The following is a 16,544-nucleotide window of genomic DNA, read 5'->3' as shown; positions in this document are numbered from 1 at the left end:
GGGTTGGCCGGGTTTTGATGGCCGGCGTGGGGCGTCAGCGGTTTGTGGGTGGGGTGACTTCGTAGATCGTGTCCATTACCTGGCTGTGGTTGCGGAAGCCTCGGTGGTAGGTGATCTTTACGCCGGAGGAGTGCAGCGGGCGGGCGTCGGAGGTGACGCGGTAGCGGAGGTAGATGATGCCTTCGAGGGTGGACTCGGGGGCGATCTGTTGGCCGCCGATCGGCTTGGAGGGGAGGGTCGGCGGGCTTGAGCTCTCTCCTGAGCCGGGGGACCAGGCGAGCCAGGATCCCTCCTTGCGGGGTGGCGCGGGGTACAGCCGGGCCTCGATGAACTCCATGCCGGGGTCGGTTGTCTGCGGTTCGACGGCGACGAGTTCGAGCGGCTGGCGGCTCTTGTTGACCACGGAGGGCGCCAGGTAGTAGATCTCGTCGCCCTTGCGTGGGTTGCTCAGTCCGGTGGTGGTCGAGCCGTCGCCTACGTCCAGCGAGGAGCCGTTGAGATGGTCTGCCAGCCAGGCGCCGAAGACGAGTACGAGCACCAAGGCCATGGGCAGGATCTTCTTGCGCATGACGTCCCCCGGTCGGTCAGGCGTTCAGGAGGGTGAGGTCCTCCGTGGACAACATGATGGCTGCTGCGGCGATGTTCTGCTCGAGGTGGGCCGGGTTGCCGGTGCCGGGGATGGCCAGGACGGTGGGGGATTGGTGGAGCGTCCAGGCCAGGCGGATCTGTTGGTCTGTGGCGTTGTGGGACTTGGCGACGGTTTGTACTGCGGTCGCGGCCGTGCCCGTCGTACCGGCGATGGCGAAGAACGGGACGTACGCGACTCCGCGGTCGGCGCAGACCTGGATGAAGGCGTCGTCGGAGCGGGACGTCTCGAGGGAGTAGCGGTTCTGGACGCAGACGACCGGAGCGATCGCCTCCGCCTCGTCGAGGTGGTGCGGGCTGACGTTGGAGATGCCGAGGTGGCGGATCAGGCCGGCGTCGCGGAACTCGGTGAGCCAGTGGAAGCGTTCGGCCAGCGACTCGCCGGGCTGGTTCATGATCCGCAGATTGACCACGTCGAGGTGGTCGACGCCGAGCCGGCGCAGGTTCTCGTCGAGCTGGACGCGCAACTCGGCCGCGGTCGTCGCGTTGTGGAAACCGCGCTCCGGGCTGTCTCCGGGGCCGATCTTCGAGGTGATGACGAGGTTGTCCGGGTACGGCGAGAGCGCCTCCCGGATCAGGTCGAGCGCCGGCCCGTAGAAGGCGGCGGTGTCGATGTGGTCGACGCCGAGCTCGACCGCGCGCCGCAGGACCTGGAGGGCCACCTCGCGATCCGGACTGCCCGCCAACCGCATCGAGCCGAAGCCCATCCGGTTGACGGTGAGGTCGCCGAGTTTCCAGGTCCCCGCGGCGGCCGCGGTCAGCTCGTCAGAAGACACGCAAGGAGCCTACTCACTCCTCGATCGCGCCACCGACACCGCGAAGATGCTCGCGAAAGGTGAGCGACGGACGCTCCTTGCGGGCGGCGAGGTAGGCGTCGAAACCGACTTGCCGGCGCAGCGAAGTACCGGCTCTGATGAGTTCTGCCTGGCGTCGTTCGGTCGACTGGATCGAGGCGGCGAGGTCGAGCAGTTCGTCGGCGCGGCCGGCCGGGATGAAGATGACGCCGTCCTCGTCACCCAGTACTACGTCCGCCCTGGTGACCGTCCATTCGCCGACGACCGCATACTCCAAAGCGTCAGGCGCCTGCGGATCGAGCCGTAGCGGGCCGGTCGGCAGCGCGCCGAGGCTGTACACGGGCAGACCCACCGCCTGGACGTCGACGGTGTCGCGGTGCAACCCCCAGACGACAAGGCCGGTGACGCCGGCCGCCTTCGCCTCCTCGGCGACCAGGTCACCGACGCAGGCCTCGTCCCGGCGCCCGCCGTTGTCGACGACGAGCACATCACCGGCCTCGGCCGACTCGAACGCCTCCAGATAGATGTCGACGCTCCCGACGTGGCGTACGGGCAGCACCCGGCCGGCGACGCGCCCCGAGGTGACGGGCAGCAGCGACACCGTCCGCACCGGAACGTCCGCGCGCAGGCAGGCGTCGGCGACATGAGCAGTGGTCAGATTCTCGAACCGCTTCAGCAGATCAACCATTCCCTGACTTTAGTCAGATGATTGATACGGAGCTAGCAGGTTCCAGTACTACGGACTGACGTGGGACTGGGCGCCTATTCGGTGGCGGAGCGTGGTGGCGGCTGTGGTCGCGTCGGTGGCGGCGGGGTGGTTGCCGATGGCGGTGTAGTGGCGGGCCAGGCCGTCGAGGCAGTCGGCGGCCAGTGGGTCCTGGAGGCCTTCGGTCAGGCGGGCGGCTTCGATGAACTGGTCGCCGGCTTCGGAGGTGCGGCCGTCGTCGGCGGCCAGGTGGGCGAGTCCGAGGAGTGCTTGGGCGATTCCCCGGTCGTGGTCGATTTCGCGGAAGATCTCCAGACCTTGCCGGTACGCGGCGCCCGCAGCGGCGGAGTCGCCGCGTCGGCGTTCGACGTCGCCGACGGAGGTCAGGCCGAAGGCCAGGCCGTAGCGGCTGTCCATGTGCGCCGCCTTCGTGACGGTCGTCCGGAAGTACTCGGCCGCTTCGTCGTACCGGCCGAGGTCGTAGTACACGATGCCGAGGTTGTGGGTTGCGGCGTTGGCCGTGTTCAGGTCGCCGGCCTGCGTCGCGAGCTCGGCCGAGGCGAGGAAGAACTGCTCTGCCTGGTCGTACTCACCGCGCAGCCGGGCGGTAGTCGCGCTCCACAGCAGCAGTTTGGCCTTGATGAGCAGGTCGACGGAATCGTCCAGCAGCCCACGGACGGCGGCGAGCCAGTGGTCGGCTGTGGCGAGGCGGCCGTGCCAGGTCCAGTACCTCCAGAGCTGCCGCACGAACTGGATCGACCGCTGCGGATCGCCGGTCGCAACCACATGTCCGACGGCAGCGTCGACATTGGCGTCATCGGCGGCGAGCCGGAGCTTCCAGCGAGTCTCGTCCGGGCCGACCATCTCGGCGCGGGCGGTCAGCTCGAAGAAATACGCGTCGTACTTCGCCAGTACCGCCTCGCGATCCGCCGGCTGCAACTGCTCATCGGCGTACTGCCGAACCATCTCCAGCAACCGGAACCGCTCCCCGTCCGGCGTCACCAGGCTGCTGTCGACGAGCGCGGCGAGATCCCGCACCGACGCCCCCGTCACCGCGATCGCCGCCTCTGTGCTGAAACCACCGACGAACACCGACAACGCGGCCAGCGCCCGCTGCTGGCTCGCCGTCAGCAATTGGTTGCTCCAGGCAAGTGTGTTCCGCAATGCCTGATGCCGCTCAGGAAGGTCCCGCGGCCCATCCGCCAGCAACTCGAGCTTGCCAAGCTGCTCCAGCAGCTCCTGCTCCGACAACACCCGCACCCACGGCGCCGCCAACTCGATCGCCAACGGCAACCCGTCCACCTTCCGGCAGATCGCCGCGACAGTCCCCGAATTCCCAGCAGACACAGCAAATCCCGGTACGACGGCCAGCGCCCGCCGGGCAAAAATCTCCACCGCCGGCAGTGTCAGCAACTCACCGGCCGACAACTCCTCCGGAACGTCCAACGGCCGCAACGGAAACACCCGCTCACCACTGACCCGCAACGGCGTCCGACTGGTCGCCAGCACCCGAAGCCGCGGGCACGCGGCGAGCAACTCCGCCACCACCCCCGCCCCCGCCACCAAATGCTCGAAGTTGTCGACCACCAACAACATCGCACTACCCCCGATAGCCTCGACCGCCCTGGCTACCGGGTCCGTCCCACCCCGCTCCTTCACCCCCAACGACCGAACAACCTCCACCCCAACCTGCCCCACCTCCCGCAAATCCCCCAACCCCACAAACACCACCCCACCCCCAAACACCAGCCCCGCCCGACCCGGGACGTCCGTGGGCCGCGCGGGTGCCGCTGAATCCTCGCCATCCGCTGGCGCCCCCGCTACCAACTCGCCGTCGGGCGAGAGCGCCGCGCCACCAGCGAACTGGCTGGCGATCTCCAGTGCGAGGCGGGTCTTGCCCACTCCTCCCGGGCCAACGATGGTCAGCAAGCGGACTGATGAATCTGCCAGCAGCGTGATGGCCGAGGCGACCTCGGTGGTGCGGCCGAGGAGGGGATTGGGCGGGATCGGGAGCGGGCGTCGTTCGCCAGGGGTGCCGGGGGAGCGGGTGATCAGCTCCCCTTGGCGGGCGCGTTCCAAGTCCTCCCGGTCGGTGGGGGTGAGGTGTAGGGCGGCGGCGAGGGCGGTGAGGGTTTGGCGTTGGGGGCGGCGGCGTTCGCCTCGTTCGAGGAGGCCGATGGCGTCGACGCTGAGGCCGGCGCGTTCGGCCAGTTCCTCCTGGGTCAGGCCGGCGCGCTGCCGGTAGGCGCGCAGCAGTTCGCGGAACTCCCCCTCGGCCGGCTGCATCTGTCCGATGGTAGCCAGCCGGTTCGGCGTTTGTCGGGGTGTTTGTCGGTGGCCGGCAACGGACGGTGCGCGGAGGCTGTACGGCGTACAGGGACGTCGGACGGGCTGGGGGAGCTGTGGCGCACTATCGGGGGCTGGGCCGCGTACTAGCGGTCAAGGAACTGGATGATCGCCGGGAGGTTCGGCTGGTAGCCGTCGGTGGTGTCGACCGTCAGGGTGGGGACCGGCAGCGTGATCGGGTCGAACGCGGTGTGGCCGCGGCGCCAGGTCTCCGCGGAACGGTGACCGTCCTCGTGGGCCTTGCGGAGGGTGTTCTCGGTGGCGCGGGTGGCGATGCGGTCGTGCGCGATCTCGGCGGAGACCTCACAGTGCACGATCCGCAGTTCGGCCAGCCCTAGGAACGGCGTCAGCCCCGGCCGCCAGACACGATCCTGGAACGCGGCCTCGGCCACCACCGTCGAGCCGCGACCGATCAGCAGGCCGATGACGTCGAAGAACGTCGCGAGCGTGCGCATCGTCAGCGGATCCGCGGGACCCGGCACGAACCCCGGCGTCGCGTGCGCCATCCCTTCCTTGATCTCGTCCCGGCAGATCGCCGGACAACCGACAGCGGCCGCGATCCGGTGGGCGAGTGTGGTCTTGCCGCTGCCCGGGGGACCGCTGACCACGATGAGCATGGGCTTCGACGACATCCGGGCACCTTAGCGGCCTGTCCGGTGATGATCGGCATCTGTCCGGATATGACTGGACGGACCAGCCCAGTATCAGCACGATGGCTGAGTGACCACGTACTCCGCAGTCCGTACCACCGGCATCTACTGTCGCCCCGGCTGTGGCGCCAAGCCGTTGGCGGAGAACGTCGAGACCTTTGAGCTGCCCGCTGCCGCCGAGGCCGCCGGTTATCGCGCCTGCCTGCGTTGCCGTCCGTACCGTGTCGCCGGCACCGTTGCCGACGAAGCCCCGGAACTCGTCTGCCGAGCGGTCCAGTTGATCATCACTGGGGTGCTCGACGACGCGGATGAGGCCGCGTTGGCCGCACGGCTGGGGCTGTCGGCGCGTCATCTGCGGCGGATGTTCAACGATCATCTCGGCGTCACCCCGGATCAGTTCGCCCGGTCTCGTCGCGCGCATTTCGCCCGGCGCCTGCTGGACGACTCGGAGCTGACGATCGCCGATATCGCCTTCGCGTCCGGCTTCGGCAGCCTGCGCCAGTTCAACCGGGCGATGCGGGAGATCTTCCGGTCGACCCCACGCGAGTTGCGCGAGCGGCGTCGGCGTACCGACCGGCTCACGGCCGACGGAGGGCTCGTACTCCGGATGCCGTACACCCCGCCGTACGACTGGCCGGCCATGCTCGCCTTCCTCGAAGCCCGCGCGATCCCCGGCGTCGAGTCCGTCATCGACGGCGTCTACCGCCGCACGATCGCCCTCGACGGCGACCCCGGCCTCCTCGAACTCGCCGCCGGCGGCCCGGACCACCTCATCCTGCGAGCCCATCTCCCTTACTGGGAGGGCGTAATCCACGTCGTAGAACGCGCCGGCACCCTGGTCGGCCTCGAAACCGAACCCGTCCTGGCCACCGCCCAACTGACCGGCGACCCAACCATCGGCCCCCTCATCAAAGCCCGCCCCGGCATTCGAGTGCCTGGCGCCTGGGCGCCGTTCGAGATCGCCGCCGCGTCGGTCGTGCGAGACCTGCTGTCCAGCGGGCACCGTCAGTCGCTCGCGCAGTTGGTGGAGGCGGTTGGTACGCCGGTGGCTGGGCTCGGGTACGGGCTCACTCATGCGTTTCCTTCGGCTGAGACGGTGGCGAGGCAGTACGACCAGCCGGGGCGCGTCGGCGAGACCCTCCGGGCGCTGGCCAATGAAGTTGCTGTAGGCAACATCAAGCTGGACGGCGGCGAGCCGCTCGAAACCCTGGTCCCGGCCCTCACCCGCATCGACGGGATCAGTGCGACCGCCGCGCACCACATCGCCCTTCGCCTGGGCGCCCGCGATGCCTTCCCGGGCGAGCCCACCACGGACTCAGAAGCCTGGCGTCCGTGGCGGGCTCTCGCTTACCTTCATCTACTGCAGTAGTGCGTTGTGCTTGCCCAGGTCACCCAAGAACTCATAGGTGCCGGTGGTAAGCACCTCCTGCGCAGCCGCCGCCGCGAGCCCATAAGCGCCCGCACTGAGAGCCGGCCCAAGACTGATCCGAGCGACCCCCAACGCGGCCAGCTCGCCAATCGACGGCCCGCCGGGGCCGGTCATCACGTTCAGCGGAAGCGGTGACCCGGCGACGAGCTCGCGGATCGTTTCCGCGTCCCCGACGCCTGGTACGAAGAGTACATCGGCGCCGGCTTCGGCGTACAGGCGTGCTCTTTCGAGCGTCCCGGTCCCATCGCCGAACAGATGGGTGTCGGTCCGCGCGTTGATCACCAGGTCGATGCCTGCAGCAACCGCTGCCTCGCGTGCCGCGGCGATTCGCGAGGCCAGCAAGGACGGATCGCCCAGCACGTGCGCGACGCTGTCCTCGAGGTTGATGCCGACGACGCCGATCTCGATCACCTCGGCGACGGTTTCGCCGACCTCGGCCGGCGTCTCGCCGTACCCGGATTCCAGATCGGCGGTGAGTGGTACCGAGATGACGGCCGCGATGCGGCGCAGTACCGCAAGCGCCGCGGCGCGGGTGAGACCACCCGCGTCCGCGACTCCCTCGGCCCACGAAACCCCCGCGCTCGTCGTCGCGACAGCCTTCGCTCCGGCCGCCTCGATCGCCCGCGCCGAACCCGGGTCCCACGCGTTCGGCAGGACCAGCGGCCCGTCCGCATGCAGTGCCCGAAAAGCCCGAGCCTGGGCCTGGGCCCGCTCGGCGTTCACAGGCTGACCAGCAGTTCGTGATCGATCTCGACGAACTCCACGATCAGCTCGGCGAACTGCCCCGCGATCAGCTCCTTGTACGCCGACGAGCCGGTGTGCGCGTCGTACGCCGCCTGGTCCGCGAAGTGCTCCACGAACAGCAGGTAGTCGGGTGTCGCCGGGTCGCGATACACCCGGAACGACAACGTCCCTTCTTCCTGCCCCGGCCCCTGCGGCGCGAACGCCTGAACAAGCTCCTCGGCCTTCGCCTGGTTGCCGCTCTTCAGATGAATGGGAAACACCTTTGCCAGCACTTCTTCCTCCTGATGGATGCGTTCTCAGGACTCAAGAATCACCCGCCGGGCCGGTCCCGGTCTGGCCATATCCGGTCATCATCTTCGTCTCGATATTCAAGACAATATGTCTCATTGAGCAAGATGAAGCGCTAGCCTGAGCGGGTCGACCGAGGACAAGGGAGTCCGTCATGAACAACGTGTACACGCACGGCCACCACGAATCCGTACTGCGCTCGCACAGCTGGCGCACCGCCGAGAACTCCGCCGGCTACTTGCTGCCGCAGCTGCGTCCCGGCCAGTCCCTGCTCGATATCGGCGCTGGGCCCGGCACCATCACGGCCGACCTCGCCAGGCTCGTCCAGCCGGGCCGGACGACGGCCCTCGAGGCGAACGAGAGCGCGCTCGACATCACCCGCGCGACCTTCGCCGAGCTCGACATCTCGGTGGACTTCGTCGTCGGCGACGTCCACCGCCTCGACCTGCCTGACGACTCCTTCGACGTCGTCCACGCCCACCAGGTCCTGCAGCATGTCGCCGACCCGGTCCAGGCGCTCCGCGAGATGCGCCGCGTCTGCAAACCCGGCGGCATCGTCGCGGCCCGCGACTCCGACTATCAAGCCTTCGCCTGGTTTCCCGAGCTGCCGCAGCTCACCGAGTGGATGACCTTGTACCAACGCCTGGCCCGCGCCAACGGCGGCGAACCCGACGCCGGCCGGCGCCTGCTCTCCTGGGCCCTCGCAGCCGGCTTCGAGAAGGTCGAGGCGACAGCCAGCAACTGGACCTTCACCACCGACGAGGACCGGGCCTGGTGGGGTGGCATGTGGGCCGACCGCATCCTCCAGTCGGCGATGGCGAAGCAGGCGCTCGCTTCCGGCGTACCGCAGCAGACTCTGGATGAGATCTCCGAAGCCTGGAAGGCTTGGGCGGCCGACCCAGCAGCCTTCATCTCTCTACTCCACGGCGAGATCCTGGCCACTGCTTGAAGCCAGCACAACCAGGTAACCGTCGGGGTCGCGGAGCCAGAGTTCGTGGTGGTCGGCGTTGGGGTTGTGGTGGATCGTGGTCTGGACGGTGGCATCGATGGTGGTGGCGCGGTCGGCGGCTGCGTGCAGGTCGTCGACCTCGAACCAGAGCGCGACTCCGTTGCCCAGAGGCTGGCCGGGATCGCCGATGGTGCCGTGGTGGTGGCCGAGTTCCAGCTTGTGGAGTTGGAGGATCATCGCGTCGTCGACCAGCAGTTGCTCGTACTCCGGGCCGCCGTGGCCACTGGTCGCGCCCAGCACAACGCAGTACCAGGTGCTGCTCTTCTCGACGTCGGTGACGGCGATCATCGGTTGGGGACGAGTAGTCATGGCGACCAAGTTATGAGTCGCCGCTGCCGCCGGTCTTGAAGGATTGGGAACGCTGACGGGAGGTTTCGTAGAGGACGGCGGTTGCTGCGTTGGCGGCGTTCAAGGAGCTGGCCGAGCCGGTCATCGGGATGCGGACCAGGTGGTCAGCGAGTTCCTTCCAGGCGGCGCTGAGGCCTGAGGTCTCGTTGCCGATCAGGAGCAGGGTCGGCCGGGTGAGATCGAAGTCGAAGATGTCGGCCTCGCCGTGCTCGTCCGTGCCGACCACGACAACCGGCGTACCGGCCGCGCGCTGCTCCTCGATCCACGCCATCACCTCGCGCTGCGACGGCACCCGCACGGCCGGTACTGCGAACAGCGACCCCGTGCTCGCCCGGACGGCCTTCGAGTCGTACACGTCGGCAGCGTGCCCGGTGACGATCACGCCGTCAGCACCGAAAGCATCCGCGGACCGGATGATCGACCCGATGTTGCCCGGCCCGGTCGGCCGATCGAACACGACGCCGAGGAAGTCCGGCCCGACCTTGATCCGATCGAGGTCGTCCGCAGGCATCTCGACAACCGCGATCAGTTCGGGCGGCGTCTCGCCCTTCTCACCCAGTTCGGCCAGCAGCTCCGGCGCCATGCTCACCCGCTCGACGCTGCGATGATCCTGCAGCAGATCGCCGGCCCAGCGAGACAGTCCGCGTTCCGAGTCGTACAGGAACGCCCGAATGGTCCACCCGTGCTCGATCGCCAGGCTGATCGGCCGGACTCCCTGCACCAGGAACTCGCCGGCCCGGAGCCGCTTGTTCCGGTTGGTGAGCAGCGCCTCCCACACCTGGAAGCGAGCATTCCGGCTACTGATCCGCTGCGCCGCGGCCATCGGTCCTCCGTCTGGTCAGCCGAACGAACCCCCACAGTACGAGGCTCGGCAGCCAGACCAGCACCAGCCACGGAATCCACCATCCTCCGAACCCGTTGCCGACCTGCGGTTGTGGTTGAGCCGCAAACGGTCGCGCCGTCGCCGACCAGACCAGGAACGCGTCCCCGATCGGCATCAGCCCGAGCGCATATCGCTTCGTATGCAACCCAGTGACCGGTACGCCCAGCAGCTCACCCTCCCGAGCCAGTACGCCGGCCAGCCGATCGTGCTGCACCCTCGCCGCCCCGAGCCCGACCGTCGTCGCCGACAGGCTCACCCCGAACACCAGCGGCCCGGAATCGACATCCCCACTCCCGTCGGTCCCCTCAGGGAACTCCCGGATCGCCGGCCCGAGCCCAGTGACGAACTTCTCCCGGAACACTTCGTACTGCGACCGCGCGAACCCCGGATCGATCTCCAGCAGGAACCGATGGATCAGCGTCTGCGACGTACCCCGAGCCCCCGTGCTCACCGGCGTCACCTGGTGCGGCATCAGCCCGGTCGCCGGATCGAGCCGCGTCTTCACCCCGGCCACCCAGCGCTCCACGGTCGGTTGGAAACGAGGTGTCACCAGGTGGTCGTAGAGAGCGATAGAGGCCATCGCCACCGTCGAGTCGACCGGCCACGCCTGACCCGGATACGCATCCAGGTAAGGGGTTTGCGACGCATCGAAGGCTTTCGCCAGCTCGGTCGAGGTTTTCGTGTACGCCGTGAGGTCGCGCGACTCGGGCGGCTGCAGCGCGACGATGCCGCCGCGGAGCCAGTTGGTCCAGCCCGCGTGGAATACGCCGTACCGGGGGCTGAGTCCGGTGAGGTCGAAGGGTCTCGTGCCGTCGGCCGTGTAGAGCCGGTTGAGTGCCCACTGCGCTTGGGTTGTCGCTTCGGCCCGGCGTACCGGCGAGTCGAGACCGACCTGCACCCAGGACAGCCCGTAGAGCACATTCATGAAGAAGTAGCCCTCGGGCTTGATCCCCTGAGCGTCCTGATCGGCCCCGTTCTCGATCGCTTGCCTCAGGAACCGCAGTTGCTTGACCGCGCCGTCGGTGGGCTCCCCACGGGGGCCGACCAACCGCGCGGTTCCCACCAACGACAGCAGAGTCGCCACCACGGCGACAACGATCAGCAACTTGCGGAGCACTCGCATCCCCCTACGATTCTGCTCCCTGAACCGTAGGGGGCGCCGAGGTCAGGCGATGACCTGGATCAACCCCAGCGTGTTGCCGTCCGCGTCGGTCGTGGTCGCGAGGCGCTGGCGACCACTGGAGACGATCTGAGGGTCGGTTGCGGTGATCCCCGAGCCGGCGAGCGTGGAGAGCGTCGTGTCCAGGTCGTCGACGGCGAAGTTGACCGACGTACGACCTGCCCGATCGGGGTCCTGGAAGACCTGGACCACACCGAACTCGCTCAAGTGCCATTCCGCCAGGGTGTCCATCGGCTGCTGGTCCGCGGGCCGCCCGAAGAACGACTCGTACCACTGAGCCGCCGGCCCGAGCTCATGCACTGGAATCACCGCGAGCACAGCCTTGAACATCACGTCACCCTCACCTCATCGGACCGCCACCCGAGGTCCGAGTGACGCACTCCCTGGCCTGCCAGTGCCCACAATGCTCCTTCGCCATGCTTCGGTGGGTGTCATGCTCAGGTGCTCGCGCAGTCCGGCGGGCGCAGCTCTCAGCTGAGTTTTCGGCCCAGGAAGTCCTTGATCAGGTCGGCGATCTCCGGGGCGTTGGATTCGAGGGCGAAGTGGCCGGCGTCGAGGAGGTGGATCTCGGCGTCGGGGAGGTCGCGCTGGAAGGCCTTAGCTCCGGCGGGTGGGAAGATCTCGTCGCCTGCTCCCCAAGCTGCCAGCAGCGGGACCTGGCTGGTGCGGAAGTACTCCTGGAACTTCGGGTAGAGCTTGAAGTTGTCCAGATAGGTGCGGACCAGGTCCAGCTGCACCTGCTCGGCGCCGGGGCGGGCGAGCAGCGACAGGTCGTGCTGCCAGGCGTCGGGGCTGAGCAGAGTCTGGTCCTTGACGCCGTGTTGGTAGGCCCACTTCACCAGCGCCTCGGTCTGCATCTCGGCTGCCGCCTTGGCGGTCTCCGGGGTCGGGTTCGCGTCGTAAGCGACGACGGCGGCCCACATCTCCTCGACGTACCCGTCCTCGTAGGCGTTGCCGTTCTGGGTGATGATCGCCGTGATCCGCTCCGGGTGCTCCAGCGCCATCCGCCACCCGATCGGCGCGCCGTAGTCCTGCACGTACAGCGCGTACTGCGTGAGGCCGAGCGTCTCCGTGAAGGCGGTCGTCAGGCCGGCCAGCTCGGCGAAGCTGTACTCGAACTCGGCCGCTGATGGCATCGCCGAGTATCCGAAGCCGAGGTGGTCGGGCGCGATCAGGTGGTAGCGGTCTTCGAGCAACGGGATCAGGTCGCGGAACATGTGCGAACTCGCCGGGAATCCGTGCAGGAGCAGCAGTACGGGCGCGTCGGCCGGTCCTGCCTCCCGGTAGAAGATCTCGTGTCCATCGACCTCGACGGTGCGGTGGTGAACGGTCATCGTTTAACCCCTTTGCGAGTTTTATCTGGTTACAGGGGCTAGCGAACACTGTCGAGGTGTAACCTGTCAACATGGTTAATGCGGTTATGCCTGATGAGGCAGCCTTGCTCGCGCTGCTCAACTCGGCGCCGATCGTGGACGGCGTACCGACCGATGAGCTGCGCGGCGCGGGGGCAGCCGAGTGGCTCCGCGCGCACGACATCCCCGGTACGCCGGCCGCCGCGCGCGAGGTGCGTGATGCGATCGCGGGCGTAGTGCGGGGGCAGGAGCCGGCGGCTGGGCTGCAGCGGTTCGTCGCCGAGGTGCGGCAGGTGCCGGTCGTGGGGGAGGCCGGTGTGGAGTGGAAGCTGGAGGGCGCGCGGTTCGCGGCGCGGGTGGTGCTGGCGTGGGCGACGGTTCAGGGCCGGTTGCGGCCGTGCGAGAACGTTGCCGAGTGCACCTTGTTCCTCATCGACCGGAGCAAGGCGAACGCACGGCGGTGGTGCTCGATGTCAACGTGCGGGAACCGGTTGAAGGCGCGGCGGCATCAGGACCGGCTTCGGAGTACCTAGTCCGTGGTGGCTAGGACTTGGTGCTGGTCTGGCGGGTCTCGATGACGCGGGCGCAGAGCTCCATCAGCTCGGTCTCGTTCTTGACGATCTGCTTGGCTTTGGGGCCGAGGGCAATGATGTGCTCCTTGGACTCCTGCAGCCTGGCGAACAGGCGCTCGCGCTCGTTGGCGTCGTCGGTGTACTCCGCGTCGAGATAGGCGAGCGCGTCGCGGCGGATGTTGGCCATCGCCGTCTGGGTCCGGCCGCGGGTGCTGAACAGCGACGCGAGGATCGTGATCACCAGCACCACCAGGATCACCACCAGTGACAGGCCGGTGCTGATCTCCATCACCTCGATCGGCTCGCCGCCGTTGATGAACGGCAGGTTGTTCTCGTGCAGCGCGTGCAGGATCAGTTTCGCGCCGATGAAGGCGAGGATCGCGGCCAGCCCGAAGGACAGGTAGATCAGCCGGTCCAGCAGGCCGTCGAGCAGGAAGTACAGCTGCCGCAGGCCGAGCAGGCTGAACGCGGTCGCGGTGAAGACGACGTACACGTTCTGGGTCAGCCCGAAGATGGCCGGGATCGAGTCCAGCGCGAACATCAGGTCGGTACCGCCGATGGCGACCATCACGAGCAGCATCGGGGTCATCACCCGGCGGCCGTTCTGGTGCGTGATCAGCTTGTCCTCGTCGTAGTTCTCGGTGGTCGGGAAGAGTCTGCGGGCCAGCCGGACGATGACGTTCTGGGCTGAGTGGGATTCCTCGGTCTGGGGCTTGAGCATGTTGCCGGCGGTGATCAGGAGCGCCAGGCCGAACAGGTAGAAGACCCAGGCGAACGTGTTGAGCAGCGCCGAGCCGAGGAAGATGAAGCCGGCCCGGGCGATCAGCGAGATGACGATGCCGACCAGCAGCACCTTCTGCTGGTTCTCCCGGGGGACGCGGAAGCTGGTCATGATGATCAGGAAGACGAACAGGTTGTCGACCGACAGCGCCTTCTCGGTGATGTAGCCGGCGAAGTACTCCGAGCCCATGCCGGTGCCGCCGATGACGAGTGTGCCGAGTCCGAAGGCGATCGCGATCCCGACGTACAGGCTGGACCAGACGGCCGCTTCCCGCAGGGTCGGCACATGCGCGCTCCGCACGTGGAAGAAGTAGTCGAAGGCAAGCAGCCCGACAATCGCCAGCACGGTCAGAACCCAGACCACCGCAGAAACGCCCATCCTCAACATCCGATCACGAGGGACCCAGCCGCCCCCACCCAATCACGCCCACCCAACCAATGTCCCCAACCAACCCACATTCCCCGACTGCTTCCCCCACGCCGGCTGCGCGGGCCTGGGGGTCAGGAGCGTTCGGCCCAGCGGCGGGACCATGCGTCGAGGGGTTCGAGGGCGGCGCGCAGGTCTCCGCCCAGTGATGTGATGGCGAATCGGCCGTCGCTGTGCTGGATGACGAGTCCTGCTTCCGACAGCTCGCGTAGCCGTTGGTACAGGACGCTCGACGACATGTCGTCACACCTGTCCTTGAGCTCGAGCGCCCGCAGCGGCTGATGGGAAAGCTCCCACAGCACCCGCAACGCCCACCTCCGGCCAAGAAGGTCCATGGCCGCCATGACCGGGCGTCCGGTCGACGAACCGCGAACCGGATGACCCGGGGCCGGAGTGGTCGGCGTCACACATCCTCCTGGAGGTTTTCGGATTTAGAAATGCTAGCGTGCCGAGCAAGGATTTCGATTTACGAAATGAGGAACCGGCCGTGCGAATCACTCCGCTGGAAGCCCCGTTCGACCCGGAGGTGGCAGCTGCGCTCGCCCCGATGATGCCGCCGGGTGTCCCCCCGATCGGGCTCTTCCGCACGTTTGCCAAGAACCTGTCGATGACCAAGGCGATGCACGGCTGGGGCGCCTACGAGTTGAGCCGTGCGCTCTCCATCAGCATGCGCGACCGCGAGATCCTGATCGACCGTACGTGCGCCCGCTGCGGTTGCGAGTACGAGTGGGGAGTTCACGTCGCCTTCTTCGCGGAGCGGGTCGGCTTCTCGTCGGAGCAAGTCACATCCCTGACGCACGGAGGCCCCGGTGACCCTTGCTGGACCTCGACGCGGGACCGCCTCCTGGTTCGTGCGGCTGACGCACTCCACGACAACTCCACGATCCCGGAGCCGCTGTGGGACCTGCTCTCGGTTGAGTTCACCGAGGCGGAGCTGCTCGACATCACGCTGCTCTGCGGCTGGTACCACGCGATCTCCTTCGCTGCGAACGCCGCTGGGGTCCCGCTCGAACCGAACGCGCCCACCTTCGACAGCGTGCGCGTGCTCGACGATGCAGGCAGTGCCCGTGACGCATTGCGGCTCGCGAACCTCGATCCGGACGAGGTGCTCGGCCTGCTGCGGGCGGCAATGGCCGAAGATCTGTCCGAGGCGGGAGACCTCACATCGCTGGCGACGATCCCCGCCGACGTAGACCTCGAGGTCAGCTTCACCTCACGCAACGTCGGTGTGGCCTGTGGACTCCCCGTTGTGGCCTTGCTGTGCGAAGACGCAATCGGCCCGTCGGCCAAGTTCACGCCTTTGGTGACGGACGGAGACCGCGTCGCTCCCGGTCAGCACCTGGCGACTCTGAGTGCGCCGGCGCGAGCCGTGTTGGCGGTCGAACGAACAGCGCTGAACCTCCTCACTCACCTGAGCGGAATCGCGACCGCTACCCGGACCTGGGTCGACGCGCTCGAAGGTACCGGGGTCGTGGTGCGCGACACCCGCAAGACCACACCGCTGCTCCGCGCACTCGAGAAGTACGCCGTACGGTGCGGCGGCGGCGCCAACTACCGGCACGGCCTGTTCGACGAGATCCTCATCAAGGACAACCACGTCGCAGCCGCCGGAGGGATCCGCAACGCGCTTGCCCGCGTCGCCGAGGCTCACCCCCGTGGTGCGGTGCCGGTACAGATCGAGGTGGACTCATTGGACCAGTTCGACGAGGCTCTCGCTCACGGCGCTGACCAGATCATGCTGGACAACTTCGCCGTGAACGACATGCGGATCGCCGTCGAACGCGCACGCAGCTGCCCGCGCGACGTGCGACTCGAGGCCAGCGGCGGATTCACCTTGAGCGATGCCCGCCAGGTCGCGCTCACCGGAGTGGACTCGATCGCCCTCGGCGCCATCACCCATTCCGCGCCGGCGATCGATATCGGACTTGACGTCTTGATGCCCGCCGACCCGCAGTGACCAGGAGAGTCGCCGGCCTGGCGGCCTTGGGGCGGCTGCTTCGTCAGGTTGGTGGGGCGGGGACCTTGGTTTCGGTGCGGAGGGCTTGGAGGGTTTCTATCTCTCGGGTGATGTCTCGGCGTTTGGATTCGAGGCGTTCTAGTTGGTCGGCCAGGAGCTGCTCGAGGACGCCGGTGCGCTCCTCGGGTGGGGATTCCAGGCAGGGGAGCAGCTCGTTGATGGTGGTGCTGCAGAGGCCGGCGGCGAAGAGGTGCTGGATGAGGACCACGCGTTCGACCGTGTCGTCGTCGAAGTCGCGCCAGCCGGCGGGAGTACGGGCGGCCCGGATCAGGCCGTGCTCCTCGTAGTACCGCAAGGAGCGTGGGCTGACGCCGCTGGCTTCGGCCAGTTCTCCGATGCGCATGGGGGCCATTCTTGCAGTTGACGCCGGTGTG

Annotated in this window: 19 protein-coding genes; 4 read left to right on the top strand and 15 right to left on the bottom strand. The window is 67.7% G+C overall.

From position 1 onward, the window contains the following. Positions 1-34: 34 nt before the first annotated feature. The 5 genes from ABD768_RS11890 to ABD768_RS11870 all read right to left on the bottom strand — a co-directional run bounded on the left by ABD768_RS11890 (position 35) and on the right by ABD768_RS11870 (position 5,123). Positions 35-568, bottom strand: coding sequence for a hypothetical protein (locus tag ABD768_RS11890; RefSeq protein ID WP_344840233.1), 534 nt, complete (start codon positions 566-568; stop codon positions 35-37). A gap of 16 nt (positions 569-584) precedes the next feature. Continuing rightward, positions 585-1,421 (bottom strand): oxidoreductase, encoded by an 837-nt coding sequence (locus ABD768_RS11885; protein ID WP_344840231.1) that lies wholly within the window; start codon positions 1,419-1,421, stop codon positions 585-587. A gap of 13 nt (positions 1,422-1,434) precedes the next feature. Next, positions 1,435-2,127 (bottom strand): RraA family protein, encoded by a 693-nt coding sequence (locus ABD768_RS11880; protein WP_343976137.1) that lies wholly within the window; start codon positions 2,125-2,127, stop codon positions 1,435-1,437. A 48-nt stretch (positions 2,128-2,175) separates the two neighbouring features. Then, positions 2,176-4,431 (bottom strand): ATP-binding protein, encoded by a 2,256-nt coding sequence (locus tag ABD768_RS11875; protein WP_344840229.1) that lies wholly within the window; start codon positions 4,429-4,431, stop codon positions 2,176-2,178. Positions 4,432-4,577: 146 nt separating this feature from the next. Then, on the bottom strand, positions 4,578-5,123 hold the full coding sequence (locus ABD768_RS11870; protein WP_344840227.1) for a P-loop nucleotide/nucleoside kinase family protein: 546 nt from the start codon (positions 5,121-5,123) through the stop codon (positions 4,578-4,580). 88 nt (positions 5,124-5,211) lie between these two features. On the opposite strand from ABD768_RS11870, the gene ABD768_RS11865 reads away from it, so the two are divergent. Further along, on the top strand, positions 5,212-6,510 hold the full coding sequence (locus tag ABD768_RS11865) for an AlkA N-terminal domain-containing protein (protein WP_344840224.1): 1,299 nt from the start codon (positions 5,212-5,214) through the stop codon (positions 6,508-6,510). On the opposite strand, the gene ABD768_RS11860 is transcribed toward ABD768_RS11865, so the two are convergent. Continuing rightward, positions 6,499-7,293, bottom strand: a complete 795-nt coding sequence (locus tag ABD768_RS11860; RefSeq protein WP_343976149.1) for an isocitrate lyase/PEP mutase family protein — start codon at positions 7,291-7,293, stop codon at positions 6,499-6,501. The genes ABD768_RS11865 and ABD768_RS11860 overlap by 12 nt on opposite strands. After that, positions 7,290-7,586: a putative quinol monooxygenase gene (locus tag ABD768_RS11855; RefSeq protein WP_343976152.1), complete on the bottom strand. Its 297-nt coding sequence runs from the start codon at positions 7,584-7,586 to the stop codon at positions 7,290-7,292. Before ABD768_RS11855 ends, ABD768_RS11860 begins: the two co-directional genes overlap by 4 nt. A 170-nt stretch (positions 7,587-7,756) precedes the next feature. On the opposite strand from ABD768_RS11855, the gene ABD768_RS11850 reads away from it, so the two are divergent. Next, complete coding sequence (locus tag ABD768_RS11850) at positions 7,757-8,551, top strand: class I SAM-dependent methyltransferase (protein ID WP_344840220.1); 795 nt, start codon at positions 7,757-7,759, stop codon at positions 8,549-8,551. On the opposite strand, the gene ABD768_RS11845 is transcribed toward ABD768_RS11850, so the two are convergent. From ABD768_RS11845 to ABD768_RS11825, 5 genes are all read right to left on the bottom strand, one after another. Then, complete coding sequence (locus tag ABD768_RS11845; protein WP_344840217.1) at positions 8,519-8,920, bottom strand: VOC family protein; 402 nt, start codon at positions 8,918-8,920, stop codon at positions 8,519-8,521. The two genes, ABD768_RS11850 and ABD768_RS11845, sit on opposite strands and share 33 nt — an antisense overlap. Positions 8,921-8,930: 10 nt before the next feature. Next, complete coding sequence (locus ABD768_RS11840) at positions 8,931-9,782, bottom strand: TrmH family RNA methyltransferase (protein WP_344840215.1); 852 nt, start codon at positions 9,780-9,782, stop codon at positions 8,931-8,933. Continuing rightward, positions 9,757-10,965: a hypothetical protein gene (locus ABD768_RS11835; protein WP_344840212.1), complete on the bottom strand. Its 1,209-nt coding sequence runs from the start codon at positions 10,963-10,965 to the stop codon at positions 9,757-9,759. The genes ABD768_RS11840 and ABD768_RS11835 overlap by 26 nt, the downstream gene beginning before the upstream one ends. Before the next feature lie 42 nt (positions 10,966-11,007). Then, positions 11,008-11,352, bottom strand: a complete 345-nt coding sequence (locus ABD768_RS11830) for a VOC family protein (RefSeq protein ID WP_344840209.1) — start codon at positions 11,350-11,352, stop codon at positions 11,008-11,010. Positions 11,353-11,492: 140 nt separating this feature from the next. Further along, positions 11,493-12,356 carry an alpha/beta fold hydrolase gene (locus ABD768_RS11825; protein ID WP_344840207.1) on the bottom strand — a complete coding sequence of 288 codons (864 nt, stop codon included), beginning with the start codon at positions 12,354-12,356 and terminating at the stop codon, positions 11,493-11,495. Between the two features lie 71 nt (positions 12,357-12,427). On the opposite strand from ABD768_RS11825, the gene ABD768_RS11820 reads away from it, so the two are divergent. Further along, positions 12,428-12,907 carry a CGNR zinc finger domain-containing protein gene (locus ABD768_RS11820; RefSeq protein WP_344840205.1) on the top strand — a complete coding sequence of 160 codons (480 nt, stop codon included), beginning with the start codon at positions 12,428-12,430 and terminating at the stop codon, positions 12,905-12,907. Positions 12,908-12,917: 10 nt separating this feature from the next. Here ABD768_RS11820 and ABD768_RS11815 read toward each other — a convergent pair whose 3' ends face one another. Both ABD768_RS11815 and ABD768_RS11810 read right to left on the bottom strand, forming a co-directional pair. After that, a complete protein-coding gene (locus ABD768_RS11815) occupies positions 12,918-14,105 on the bottom strand; it encodes a TerC family protein (RefSeq protein WP_343976175.1) in 1,188 nt (395 codons plus the stop codon). A 122-nt stretch (positions 14,106-14,227) separates the two neighbouring features. Further along, positions 14,228-14,560, bottom strand: coding sequence for a winged helix-turn-helix transcriptional regulator (locus tag ABD768_RS11810; RefSeq protein ID WP_344840202.1), 333 nt, complete (start codon positions 14,558-14,560; stop codon positions 14,228-14,230). 80 nt (positions 14,561-14,640) lie between these two features. Between ABD768_RS11810 and nadC the strand changes: the two genes are divergently transcribed. Then, the gene (gene nadC, locus ABD768_RS11805; RefSeq protein WP_344840199.1) at positions 14,641-16,110 is read left to right on the top strand and encodes a carboxylating nicotinate-nucleotide diphosphorylase; all 1,470 of its coding nucleotides are present in this window, start codon (positions 14,641-14,643) and stop codon (positions 16,108-16,110) included. Positions 16,111-16,153: 43 nt separating this feature from the next. Here nadC and ABD768_RS11800 read toward each other — a convergent pair whose 3' ends face one another. Beyond that, positions 16,154-16,513: a MerR family transcriptional regulator gene (locus tag ABD768_RS11800; protein WP_344840197.1), complete on the bottom strand. Its 360-nt coding sequence runs from the start codon at positions 16,511-16,513 to the stop codon at positions 16,154-16,156. Positions 16,514-16,544: the final 31 nt, after the last annotated feature.

The sequence above is a fragment of the Kribbella ginsengisoli genome, from assembly GCF_039537185.1.
Lineage (GTDB): Bacteria > Actinomycetota > Actinomycetes > Propionibacteriales > Kribbellaceae > Kribbella > Kribbella koreensis.
Note: the sequence above shows the minus strand (reverse complement) of the source record. Positions and strands in the feature narration are given on the sequence as shown.